Origin of the sequence: Bordetella tumbae, from assembly GCF_965139195.1 — a bacterium.
Lineage (GTDB): Bacteria > Pseudomonadota > Gammaproteobacteria > Burkholderiales > Burkholderiaceae_B > Bordetella_A > Bordetella_A tumbae.
In genome coordinates this window covers 23571-35697 of sequence record NZ_CBCSJH010000036.1, presented here as the reverse complement: position 1 = coordinate 35697, position 12127 = coordinate 23571, and the positions used below count along the sequence as shown (strand labels likewise).

Genomic DNA, 12127 nt, shown 5'->3' with positions numbered 1-12127 from the left:
GCTCAAATGCTTACACCAGGGAGACAAAACAATGAAAAAACTATTGGCCACCATGATGCTGTCATGCGCCGCCTTCACCGCAGCCGCACAAACGCCTTGGCCCAAAGAAAAGCCCGTGCAAGTCGTCGTGCCGTTCCCTGCAGGAGGTGCCACCGATACGCTCGGCCGGATGATGGCAGAGCAACTGCAGCGCCGCTTGGACCAATCGTTCGTGGTGTATAACCGGCCCGGCGCCACGGGCACCATCGGCGGCGGACAGGTCGCGCGCGAAAAACCCGATGGTTATACGCTGATGTTTTCCTCGCTGGGCACCTACGTCATCGCGCCGCACCTGATCAAATCCACGCCCTACGACGCTCTCAAGGATTTCGATTACATCACCGTCGCGGTACAGACGCCCAACGTCCTGGTCACGCCACCCACCAAATCGGCACGTACAGTACAAGACGTCATCGCCGAATTGAAAGCCAAACCCGGGCAAGTCAGTTTCGCCAATTCGGGTTACGGCGCCTCGGATCATTTATCTGCCGAAGTCTTTCTGCAGCAGACGCATACCGAAGGCATGCACGTGGCCTACAAGGGAGGCGCTCCCGCGATCAATGATTTGATGGGCGCCCAAGTCGATTATTCATTCCAGAACGTGAACTCCGTATTGCAGTACATCCGCGCCGGTAAATTGCGCGCCATCGCTGTGACCGGCGAAAAGCGCTCCGCCGTGCTGCCCGACGTGCCTACGCTGACTGAAGCCGGCGTGCCGAATGTCGTGATCTATTCCTGGCAAGGGTTATCGGCCCCCAAAGGCTTGCCCGCCGATGTCAAAACCAAACTCGCCGAGACCGCGATCGCCAGTTTCAAAGACCCTGAAGTCGCCCGTAAACTCGAAGAGCAGGGCCTGGAGATCGTCGCCAATACGCCCGCGGAGTTCACTGCTTTCCAGGCTCAGGAATTCAAGCGCTGGAAAGATCTGATCGAGGAGCGCGGGATCACGATCGAATAGGCTGGCGTGCGCCGGGCGTGGGCCACAGCGCATAAGGCCCGGCGGTCAGTTGCTCCTTCAGGAAATTCACGCAAACGCGGACCTTGGTCGACTCAGACAATCGACCCGTCGTTACCGCCCAGATATCGGCCGGCCATCGATACGCGGGCAGTACGTGGACCAAGGTCTTGTCATTCAGGCTCTTGGCGCAATCCCATTCTGCTAGCCGCACAATGCCATGTCCATCCAGTGCCCATTGCCGGATGATGTCGTTATTGTTGGACGACAGCGTGCCTGTCACTTTGACTGATTCCAACCCTTTAGGGCCAGTCAAACGCCACGTACCGAACGGCTGGTCACGTTCGCGGAAAACAAGACAAGAGTGTTTCGCCAGATCAGCCAGTTGTGTGGGCGTCCCATGCCGTTCCAGGTAGGCGGGGGCGGCGCATAGTATCCGGTGGCTTTGCAGAATGCGGTGCGCAACGAGATGCGGTTCTGGCACTTGCCCGATCCTGATATCAATATCGAACCCTTCGCTCAGCAGATCAACAGGGCGATCCAATACGGTCAGCGAGATCTCCAGCTGCGGGTAGCGTTTGGCCAGCAATGAGATGGCTGGCGCCACGTGATTGCGACCGAGACGAAAGCTCGAACTCACACGCAATGCGCCTTGCGGCTCGCTGTCGTCTTCGGCAAGTGCATCACGCATTTGTTGCACACTGCCCAGAATTCCCCGGGCCCATTCATACGTTTTTTCTCCCTGATGGGTCGTACTGATCTGCCGCGACGTGCGATGCAATAGCCGGACACCCAGGTCGTCTTCAAGCAAACCAATACGTTTACTGACATAGGACGGCGACATGCCGAGCTCGGTCGCCGTTCGCACAAAGCTTCCATGGCGGACGACTTCGACAAACAAACGCAAATCAGAGAGGTTGGGTAGATTGGCCACGATTCGTGCATCATGAAGTGACAATCTGCCTGATTGTAGATCTAACTGTGGCCTCTATGATTTCTCCCGTGCCGTGTTGGCGAGCCATGTTGATGGCGAACCACGGTAGCCGGTATGGCCCGATTGACGGGCCATGTCATCTAAAAATGGGGAGACAATATGGTTGGCCTGACAAAGGTGATATTGCGCTTGGCTGCGGGCGTTGCCGTGGCTGTGGCGGGGGCAGGCGCTGTGAGCGCTGCAGAATCGAACTATCCAAATCGAGCCGTCACATGGATCGTGCCGTTCGCTGTCGGTGGGCCGACCGATGCGGTGGCTCGCACGGTCGCACAACGTGTTGCGACCGAACTCGGGCAGTCGATCATCGTTGACAACGTTCCAGGGGCGGGNGGCACGCTAGGCGCAACGCGTGCCGCGCGGACCAAGCCCGATGGCTATACCTTATTCGTTGGCCATATCGGTACCATGGCGGCAGCGCCTTATTTGTTCAACGCTCTCAACTACGATCCGTTGCGGGACTTTGTGCCGGTATTTCGCTTTCCGGATACGCCTATGGCGCTGTTGGTAAGGAGCGATTCGCCCTTCAAGACGGCTAGTGAGTTATTCGAGGCCGCGCGTAAAAATCCGGAGAAGCTGACCTTCGGGACAGCAGGGGTGGGGTCGTCTTCTCATTTGGCTGCAGAACACCTGGCAGCCACCATCAAAGCCAAATTCACCTTTGTTCCCTACAAGGGGACAGGCCCCGCCATGACAGACCTGATGGGCGGCCAGATCGATGTGATGTTGGATCAGACCAACGTTGCGTTGCCTCAGGTGCAAGGCGGACGTCTCAAGGCATTGGCGTTGACATCGCAGTCGCGCATGCCGCTTTTCCCGGGCGTTCCGACATTGACAGAGCGTGAGTTGCCGGGCTTCTTGGCGTCCACCTGGTATGGCATCTATGCGCCTGCTGGAACTCCCTCGGTTGTGATCGACGTATTGCGAGAAGCCTATCTGAAAGCCCTGGCAGACAAATCATTTACCGACGGACTGAAAAATAACGGTATCGATGTGTTGGCCGCTGATCAGGTCAAGCCGGGTCCATTTGGTGATTTCACGCGCAGCGAACAAGCCAAGTGGCAACGTGTGATTCGCGACGCAGGGATCACACCGCAATAGCGATCATGAATATGGCCCGTCACGTCGAGTGAGGTGAGGGGCTTGTTCGGCAATACCCGTAGCCAGACATCCTGGCTACGGAGTGGCAAACCACATAAAAGGGAAGTCAATGAAAATCGTCCATGTCGAAGCCATCGCGTTGGATATGAATTTGAGTCAAGTATTCAAGGGGGGAACGTACCAGGTCAGCACTCGACCTACCATCATTACGCGTGTGCATCTGGAAAACGGCCTGATCGGCGAGACCTACGGTGGCGATGAGTTTCATACGCAACGCGAGATCGTGCGGGTCATTCGTGAGCACATGGCGCCGCTGTTGATCGGCCAGGACGTGCGTGATTTTCAGCGTCTGTGGGATGCGATGTTCAACATTGACCTAGACCTGGGCAACAGAGGTTTGCATCAGCTGGACATGCATCCGCGTGGCATTCTGATGCAGGCGTTGAGTTGTCTGGATAACGCCATGTGGGACGCGAGAGGAAAGCTCTACGGCGTGCCGGTTTATAAACTGTTAGGCGGTGTACGGGACCGCGTACCCGTGATTTCTATCGGCGGGTATTACCCCAAGGACGGCAAAGATCCCCTCGACGCCATTGCCGAAGAAGTCGATATGGTGCGTGCAGCGGGCTGCATCGGCATCAAGATGAAAGTCGGACGGGCCAGCCTGGACGAAGACCTCGCCCGCGTGCGTGCTGCCCGCAAGGCAGGAGGCCCCGACTTCGTGATTACGGTCGATGCCAACCAGGGGTGGGATCCGTTGGATGCGGTCAAATTCTGCGTGGAAATGGAGCGCGCCGATCTGGGCGTGCGGTGGATGGAAGAGCCGATCAAGTGGTACGACCAGACAGACGGCTTGATGCTCCTGGCTACGAAAACCTCTATTCCGATTAACGTGGGCCAGGGGGAAATCAGCGGGCGGGCCTGCCGGGATTTGATTACCAAAGGGGGCGTTTCAATCCTCAATCTGGATTGCACGCTTTGTGGCGGCGTGACCGAGTGGCAACGTGTAGCAGACATGGCTCGCTTCATGAATGTCGAGATGGCGCATCACGAGGAACCGCAAGTCGCGATCCATTTGATCGCGGCGAATCCTCATGGCCTCTTTGTTGAAATCTTTGCCAACAAGCAGCGAGACCCCTTGTTATGGGAACTGCCCGATGGATTTCCAAAGATCAAGAACGGTTATATGGAAGTCCCTCAGGAGCCTGGGCTAGGGGTACGTTTACGCGAAGACGTTATCGAGCGATATCGCGTTGATTAACGCTGGTGTTGTGCAAGCGCCTTATCGCCAAAGTGAACGAAAAAGTCCGTTCGTATAAGTCAGTCTAGTCAACATCGCGGCAACTCGTCACCATGCTGGGAATGCGCTCTCTTTTGGAGCGCTTCTTGATTTCAGGAAAAGCATGGTTCGAGGTTTATGCGCAGGCGTGCTGTCACTGTGTCTCACTGGGTGCATGACAGGGCCAAATAATGCACCCGGCTGGCCACGCGATGGCGCGCCTGTGACTGACTACGATTTCAACTGGCGGTTGTCCGGCGATCCCATGGTCGCCCCATTGCAGGTGTTCAGCGGAGCCGGACGTATCTGGCTGCAGTTCGCGCCGGGGCGTACGCCTCCGGCGTTATTCGCGCAAACGCCCACCGGACTGCAACCGCTGCCGTATGAACGGCAGGATCCCTACGTCATCGTGGACGGTATGTGGCCCGTATTGATTGTGCGCGGCGGGCATCAGGTGGCGCGAGTAGAAAAGCAGCATATGCCGCACGTCTCCGATGTTGACGACTCCGGTCGTGGCAGGGGATCGAGGAGCGCGCCGTGAAAGGCAGTCGAAGTATGTTTCAGCTCACGTTGTTGGTATCTTGTATGATACCATTTTGATTGCGCTAAGGACCTGAATGATTGGCGTGAGCGAGGCGAACTATGAGTGCACGTGACACAAGCTACGACGGATCGACCATTGCGGCAATGCGTGATCCTGTAGAAGCCGCGGCCTATCTGGCGGCAGTAATCGAGTTGGACGATCCGGCTGCCTTGCTTGTGGCATTACGGCAGGTTGCCAAGGCGCACGGAATGGCGGAGGTGGCACGCCGGGCGGATGTGGGTGAGAAAACCTTGTTTCGTGCGCTGTCCGACAAGGGGAATCCGACACTCACCACGGTACACAAGGTGCTCCATGCGATGGGGTTGCGCCTCAGCGTGACAGCGATTTGAGCGGTAGGAAAACGGACCTCGACGCTCAGAAATCCGTCTGCCGTTCCGGATGTGCAGCCCTGCGCGGCATACCGCTCGACGCATGCCGCACGGCTTCCAGAAAACGTCGATGAGATTCGCTATTGCCTACATCATTACGAACAATCGCCGCCACCGGCGGCAAGTTCCATTCGATGGTGTACGGGACGATCGCCACGCCCGCGATATGCACGAGCTCAGTCGCAATATCCGCTGGCAATAGTGACACCGCACGTTCGGACGAGGCGATGATTTCACCGATGAGCTTTGCCGAATAACCCTCAGTGATCGGCACGGGTGGCGCAATGCCGGCCTGGATGAACAGGCTGGCGACCTGCTCGCGCAGCGCGGTGTTCGGCTCTCCCAGCACCCAATCCAGTTCAGCCAGTTGCGCCCAGGACAGCGGCACTCGGCCCAACTGCGCCGCCAATTGTCTGCTGCTGATGAGTCTGGCCTGTTGATGATAGAGCGGCTCGAACACCAGTCCTTGCAGGTCCAATTGGGGGCTTGCCCGCGCAATGACCACATCCAATTCATGATCGCGCAGCGCGCGCAGCAGGCTCTCGCTGGTGCCGTCGTGAATGCGCACAGCCAACCGTTGAGTGCCGGTCTGCACCGCACAGACGGCATCGGCGATCAACCGCCCCGAAACATACGGCGTCACGCCCACGTGCAGGCGTGCAGCCAGGCCGACGCTGGACGCCTCCATATCCCGCACCAGGTGCCCCAGGTCCTGCAAGATCGCCTGCGCTCGGGCCGCCACCACACGCCCCATGTCGGTGGGGGCCATCCCGCGCGCCGTCCGCACGAACAGCGGAGCGCCAAACATGGACTCCAGTTCCGACAACGTATTGGTCACCGCGGGCTGGCTGGTCGCCATTTGCTCGGCGACCCGCGTCAGCGAGCCGAGCCGATGAACCTGCACGATCAACTGCAGGTGGCGCATTTTGAGCCGGGAAATCAGCCGGCGGACAACGTCATCGGAGGAAAAAACGGATTCGGACATGCCGGAATGGGGTGAGATATTAGATAAATGATATGGATATATCTTTAATCAGAATATTTCAATGATAACTCACCCCATAGAATGGCTGTTCTTTCGCACAATTCGCCGTCATCAGGAAAATCACCATGAGCGATCGCCAAGCCGCCCTCGACTACCACGAGTTTCCCGTTCCGGGAAAAATCTCCATCGCTGCGACCAAGCCGCTGGTCACTCAGGGTGATCTCGCGCTGGCCTACACCCCCGGCGTCGCCGCCGCCTGCGAGGAGATCGCCGCGGACCCGGTCAATGCCTTCCGGTTTACGGCCCGTGGCAATCTGGTTGGCGTGATCACCAACGGCACCGCCGTACTGGGGCTGGGCAATATCGGCCCGTTGGCCTCCAAGCCTGTCATGGAAGGCAAGGCCGTACTGTTCAAAAAATTCGCCGGCATTGACGTATTCGATATCGAAATCGACGAGACCGACCCTGACAAACTGGTCGATATCATCGCCTCACTAGGCCCTACCTTTGGCGGCATCAACCTCGAGGACATCAAGGCGCCCGAGTGTTTCACCGTCGAACGCCGGCTGCGCGAACGCATGAGCATCCCCGTGTTCCACGACGACCAGCACGGAACCGCGATCACCGTGAGCGCGGCATTCATTAACGGGTTGAAAGTCGTCGGCAAGGACATCACACAGGTCAAGGTCGTCGCATCCGGTGCTGGTGCCGCGGCGCTGGCCTGTCTGGACCTGATGGTGGATCTGGGCTTGCCGCGTGAAAACATCTGGGTCACCGATATCGAAGGCGTGGTGTACGAAGGACGTACCGTGCTCATGGACGAGCAGAAAGCCACTTTCGCGCAGAAGACCGATGCGCGTAAATTGGCCGACGTCATCGCCGGGGCCGACGTGTTCCTGGGCCTGTCCGCCGGCGGCGTGCTAAAGCCCGAAATGGTCGCAGTTATGGCCGCTCGGCCGTTGATCCTGGCGCTGGCCAATCCCACGCCAGAGATCCTGCCCGAGGTGGCTCATTCGGTCCGCGACGACGTCGTCATGGCTACCGGACGCTCGGATTACCCGAATCAGGTCAACAACGTATTGTGCTTTCCGTACATTTTCCGTGGCGCGCTGGACGTAGGCGCCAGCACGATCACGCGCGAAATGGAGATGGCCGCAGTCCGTGCGATTGCAGCCCTCGCCGAGGAAGAACAAAACGAGGTCGTGGCGGCCGCTTACGGGACCTACGACCTGCGGTTTGGTCCTAACTACTTGATCCCCAAACCTTTTGATCCGCGTTTGATCGTGCGCATCGCACCCGCCGTAGCCGCTGCCGCGATGGAAAGCGGTGTGGCGACACGGCCTTTGGCGGACCTAGAGGCGTACGCCGAACAACTGCAGCAGTTCGTCTACCGTTCCGGCGCTTTCATGAAACCGCTGTTCGCCAGCACCAAACGTCTGGTGCGTACAGGCGGCAAGGCCCGCATCGTCTTTACCGAAGGCGAGGACGAGCGCGTCCTGCGGGCGGTGCAGGTGGTGGTCGATGAGGGTCTGGCCAAACCCATCCTGGTCGGCCGTCCGGCCGTGTTGATGGCGCGTATCGAGAAATTCGGATTGCGCCTGCGCCTGGGCCAAGACGTCGAAGTGACCAATCCCGAATTCGACGAGCGTTTTCACCAGTACTGGACGACGTACTGGGACAAGATGTGCCGTCGTGGCATCACCAAGGAAATGGCCCGTGTGGAAATGCGCCGCCGCATGACCTTGATCGGCGCGATGATGGTGCACCTGGGCGACGCGGACGGCATGATCTGCGGCACCGTGGGGGCGTATCACGATCACCTGCGGTTTATCGACGAAGTCATCGGCCTGCAACCAGGGCACGACGTCTACGCCGCGATGAATATCCTGTTGCTGAACGAGCAGACCATCGCGCTGGTCGACACGCACGTCAATGATGACCCCACCGCCGAGCAGATTGCCGAATACACTGCAATGGCCGCTCAGACCATGCGGCGCCTGGACGTGATGCCCAAGGTCGCCCTGTTGTCGCGTTCGAACTTCGGCTCGGGCAGCTCCGCATCCGGCGCCAAAATGCGCCGGGCGCTGGAGTTGATACATGAACAGGCGCCGGACCTCGAGGTGGACGGCGAAATGCACGGCGATTGCGCGCTGGACGAGGCGCTGCGCCAGCGCCTGTTGCCCGAGTCTCCCTTGAAAGGCGCGGCCAACCTGCTGGTCTGCCCGAATGTGGACGCGGGCAACATCGCCTATAACCTGCTCAAGACCGTCGCGGGCGGCAACGTCGCCGTGGGGCCATTCCTGTTGGGCGTCAACGCGCCGGTGCATATCCTGACCTCGAGCGCCAGTGTCCGTCGGATCGTCAATATGGCGGCGCTGGCGGTGTTGGAGGCTAACGGCGGATTGGGCTAGGCCGCACATTTTCGAGCGCGGTTTAGTCAGGGGTTCTTCTGGGGCTGCATTCTGTATGCAGCCCCAGTGCTCGATGCCGCACGCGAGCCAAAACAACACTTGACTTAAAGTCAGCTTTAATTTCTAGACTTCAGCCATCCTCGAGTCCGGATGCATCACTTGCAGTGACCCGCTGCAGGGGGACACTGTTCAGATATCCAGAACAGGCGTCGCGCACCGGCTCATGAACCTGTGATTGGCTGACATGACACCACCAACCAGTACCTCCTGGCGCAACATCGCCCTGGCGATCCTTGCCGCGCTCATCGCCTCATTCCAGATTGGCAAGGCCATCATCGCTGCGCCCTTGTTGCAAGGCGATCCATTGCATCTGAGTTTGGGGCAAACGGGACTGGTGATATCGGCCTTGGCGATTGTCGGCGCCATATTGGCGATGCCGCTCGGCGTGCTTATTGCACGCTTTGACGCGCGTAAGGTCCTCGTGGGCGGATTGGTCATCATCGCGGTGACCAGCTTTTTGGGCGGTGGCGCGTCGAGCGTCGCAGTCTTGCTGGTATCACGCGTTCTCGAGGGCATAGCCGTTGTCATGCTCTTGATCTGCGCGTCGAGTATCGTCGGGCGTCAGGCGTCCCTCGAAGACCGCGACTTGGCGATGGCCTTTTCGAGTACTGCCGTTCCCAGTGGGATTGCGTTGGTGATGTTCACGACCACCCTGATCTCATCGTTGGGTCAGCCGCTGTCATGGCCTGCGATTTGGCACATCAACGCGGGATTGGCCATCGTATGCGCCATCGTGATGTTGTTAGGCTTGCCGTCGATGCCTGCCATCGCATCGCCACATCTCGATGGAACACCTTCCCGGAATCCGCAGACGGGGAGCGCGTGGCATGCCATACGCGATGTGGGCATAGCACGTGGCCCGCAGTTCATCGCGATCTGTTTCGCCCTGTACGCGATTGTCTACTTTGCGTTTTCCGGATTTCTGCCCTTGTTGCTGCGCGATCTTCTGGGCCTGGCGCCCATACAAGCAGGCTTTGCGAGTGCGGCAATCGTGGCGTCCAATGTGGTGGGGAACATTGGTGCAGGCATGTTGATGCGGCGCGGCATTGCCTCGCGCCGGATTGTGTCGGCCAACTTCATTATTGCAGCCCTCTGCATACCGGCGTTGTTTTGGCTGCACCTGCCGCCCGTCGTTGCCGTTGCTGTTGCTGTGGCAATGATCGGCTGCATGGGCGGCATCCCAGGCGCGTTGACTGCCATTGCGCCCAGAGTGGCTCCCAGCCCTGCGCTGGTCGCACCGACGATTGGCTTGATGTTGCAGGGCAGCTATGCGGGCCAATTGATAGGGCCGATGTCAGCTGGCGCGCTGGCACAAGCCGGCGGCTGGACATTAGTGGCACTGATGCTGTTACCGCTGGCGGTAGGCGGTGCGATGTTGGCACGTAAGCTCTAAACTGCATCTAGTTCAAGACGGGGAGACACCCGCATGCGATTCAGCTTGCGTCAGATGGAAGTATTTCGAGCGGTCATGCTGACCGGCTCGATCAAAGGAGCATCTCGCTTGCTCTTTACCTCGCAGCCTGCGCTGAGCCGCATTGTCGCGCATACGGAGTTGACGCTGGGGCTGACACTATTTAACCGGGTCAAAGGCAAACTGGTCCCAACCTCAGAGGCCGAGGCCCTGTTTCGCGAGGTGGATCAGTGCTACCAGCAGGTGCTGCGCGTGGACGATTTCGCGCGTGGGCTGGTCAGCGGCCCGTCGGGGGTGCTGAATCTGGCGTGCAGTCCCGCGCTCAGCCGTGGCATTGTGGCGCGGACGATCACTCGGTTCGTTCAGCAGTATCCCAATATTCAGGTGAACTACTGCCTGACGCTCTTGAACAGCATGGCGCAAGACGTATTGAGCAACAAGGTGGACCTGGCCATCTCCGTGCTGCCCGTCGAGCATCCCAATCTGCATGTAACGCCGTTCTTGTCCGGCCGTATGGTGTGCGTCGTGCCGCGCGGCCATGTGCTGGCCGAGCTGAAATGCGTGAGCATCGCGGATCTGGCGAGATATCCGTTGATTGCCCATCACCCCAGCATCCCCTTTGGTCAGCTGGTGTCGGCGGCATTCAACAAGGCCAATATCAGTCTGCAGGCATCCATCTATATTCATCACACCGACATGGCCTGCAGCCTGGTGCGAGCCGGCGCCGGCGTCGCGATGGTGGATCAGTTCACCGCCGAGAGCATGGACTGGCCGGACATTCAGGTATTGCCGCTGGCAGAAGATATTCCGCTGAATCCCAGTATCGTGCGATCGGCCTTCGATACCGGAAAGACGCATGCCACGAAGTTTATCGAGCTATTGCTGAAGCACGATTAACCTGAAGCTATACCCCATCGAGGAATCAGCACTCGCCCAGTTCCCTCCCGATCCCTAGGATTCCATTGATGACGCCAGGCCATTGGCCGGCGCGAATCGTGAATCCTGTGGAGACAGCAATAATGAAGTTGGGACTGATAGGTCTGGGTAACATTGGTCAGCATTTTGCAAATCGTCTGTTGGCCGCCGGCCATGAGCTGATTGTGCATGATCGCTCGTCTGCGGCGCAGGAGCGCATCGTGGCGCGTGGCGCAAAAGGCGCGGGCAGCGTCGAGGAACTGGCGGAGCAGACGCCCATTGTGCTGTTGTGTTTGCCGATGCCCGCTGTTGTCGCCGAGGTTGGCGCCCAAGTCGCCAAGGTAAAGAACGTACGTATCCTGGTCGACTTGTCGACGACGGGGCCGTCCGTTACCAAGACTGTCGAAGCCTTGTTGAGCCAGCAGGGTATCGCCATGATCGGCTCGCCTGTCAGCGGCGGTACGGTGGCTGCGGAAAAGGGCACGTTGGCCGTGATGGCGGCCGGCCCTAAAGAGGCATTTGACGAAATCGAGCCGGTGCTGCGCGTCATCGGCAAGAACGTGTTCTATCTCGGGGCCGATCCCAGTCTGGGTCAGACCACGAAAATCATCAACAACACGCTCTATGCCACCAGCATGGTGGCCAGCTGCGAGGCCCTGGTCTATGGCGTGAAGGCCGGGCTGGATCCTCAAACGCTGCTGGACGTGATCAATGTCTCCAGCGGACGCTCGTTCGCGACGCTGGAACGTATTCCGCAATGCGTCCTGGACCGCAGCTTTCCCGTGCGTTTTACGACAGAGTTGCTGCACAAAGACGTCAAGATGTGCATCGACGAAGCCGAGAAACTCGGTGTTCCCATGTTGGTGAATCCGGCGGCGCGGCAATTTCTGGCGTTCGCGATCACACAGGGCGACGGCCAGCGCGACAACGTCTATCCCATTCGGCATATCGAGCAATGGGCGGGCGTGGAGTTTGGCGCCAAGCCGCAGTGACGGCGGCGCACTGAGA

The 12127-nt window shown here is 59.0% G+C and carries 11 protein-coding genes and 1 pseudogene; 10 read left to right on the top strand and 2 right to left on the bottom strand.

The window, feature by feature from the left end:
• The first annotated feature begins 31 nt into the window (after nucleotides 1-31).
• Complete coding sequence (locus ACNA0J_RS24710) at nucleotides 32-997, top strand: Bug family tripartite tricarboxylate transporter substrate binding protein (protein WP_415821554.1); 966 nt, start codon at nucleotides 32-34, stop codon at nucleotides 995-997.
• Here the strand turns inward: ACNA0J_RS24710 and ACNA0J_RS24705 are convergent.
• Nucleotides 984-1928 (bottom strand): LysR family transcriptional regulator, encoded by a 945-nt coding sequence (locus tag ACNA0J_RS24705; RefSeq protein ID WP_415821553.1) that lies wholly within the window; start codon nucleotides 1926-1928, stop codon nucleotides 984-986. The two genes, ACNA0J_RS24710 and ACNA0J_RS24705, sit on opposite strands and share 14 nt — an antisense overlap.
• A 159-nt stretch (nucleotides 1929-2087) precedes the next feature.
• On the opposite strand from ACNA0J_RS24705, the pseudogene ACNA0J_RS24700 reads away from it, so the two are divergent.
• From ACNA0J_RS24700 to ACNA0J_RS24680, 5 genes and pseudogenes are all read left to right on the top strand, one after another.
• Nucleotides 2088-2317 (top strand): annotated as a pseudogene (locus ACNA0J_RS24700) (tripartite tricarboxylate transporter substrate binding protein BugD); the annotation flags it as partial.
• A gap of 1 nt (nucleotide 2318) precedes the next feature.
• Nucleotides 2319-3086, top strand: a 768-nt coding sequence (locus tag ACNA0J_RS24695) for a Bug family tripartite tricarboxylate transporter substrate binding protein (protein WP_415821552.1), incomplete at its 5' end; no start/stop codon positions are given.
• A gap of 109 nt (nucleotides 3087-3195) precedes the next feature.
• Nucleotides 3196-4347 carry a mandelate racemase/muconate lactonizing enzyme family protein gene (locus ACNA0J_RS24690; protein WP_415821551.1) on the top strand — a complete coding sequence of 384 codons (1152 nt, stop codon included), beginning with the start codon at nucleotides 3196-3198 and terminating at the stop codon, nucleotides 4345-4347.
• A gap of 241 nt (nucleotides 4348-4588) precedes the next feature.
• Nucleotides 4589-4906, top strand: coding sequence for a TrbG/VirB9 family P-type conjugative transfer protein (locus ACNA0J_RS24685; protein ID WP_415821550.1), 318 nt, complete (start codon nucleotides 4589-4591; stop codon nucleotides 4904-4906).
• Nucleotides 4907-5007: 101 nt separating this feature from the next.
• A complete protein-coding gene (locus ACNA0J_RS24680) occupies nucleotides 5008-5298 on the top strand; it encodes an addiction module antidote protein (RefSeq protein WP_415821549.1) in 291 nt (96 codons plus the stop codon).
• 25 nt (nucleotides 5299-5323) lie between these two features.
• Here the strand turns inward: ACNA0J_RS24680 and ACNA0J_RS24675 are convergent, their stop codons facing one another.
• The gene (locus ACNA0J_RS24675) at nucleotides 5324-6322 is read right to left on the bottom strand and encodes a LysR substrate-binding domain-containing protein (RefSeq protein WP_415821548.1); all 999 of its coding nucleotides are present in this window, start codon (nucleotides 6320-6322) and stop codon (nucleotides 5324-5326) included.
• Nucleotides 6323-6447: 125 nt separating this feature from the next.
• On the opposite strand from ACNA0J_RS24675, the gene ACNA0J_RS24670 reads away from it, so the two are divergent.
• The 4 genes from ACNA0J_RS24670 to ACNA0J_RS24655 all read left to right on the top strand — a co-directional run bounded on the left by ACNA0J_RS24670 (nucleotide 6448) and on the right by ACNA0J_RS24655 (nucleotide 12111).
• A complete protein-coding gene (locus tag ACNA0J_RS24670) occupies nucleotides 6448-8733 on the top strand; it encodes an NADP-dependent malic enzyme (protein WP_415821547.1) in 2286 nt (761 codons plus the stop codon).
• Between the two features lie 244 nt (nucleotides 8734-8977).
• Nucleotides 8978-10186, top strand: coding sequence for an MFS transporter (locus ACNA0J_RS24665; protein ID WP_415821546.1), 1209 nt, complete (start codon nucleotides 8978-8980; stop codon nucleotides 10184-10186).
• Between the two features lie 33 nt (nucleotides 10187-10219).
• Nucleotides 10220-11101 carry a LysR family transcriptional regulator gene (locus ACNA0J_RS24660; protein WP_415821545.1) on the top strand — a complete coding sequence of 294 codons (882 nt, stop codon included), beginning with the start codon at nucleotides 10220-10222 and terminating at the stop codon, nucleotides 11099-11101.
• Between the two features lie 68 nt (nucleotides 11102-11169).
• A complete protein-coding gene (locus ACNA0J_RS24655) occupies nucleotides 11170-12111 on the top strand; it encodes an NAD(P)-dependent oxidoreductase (RefSeq protein ID WP_415821544.1) in 942 nt (313 codons plus the stop codon).
• Nucleotides 12112-12127: the final 16 nt, after the last annotated feature.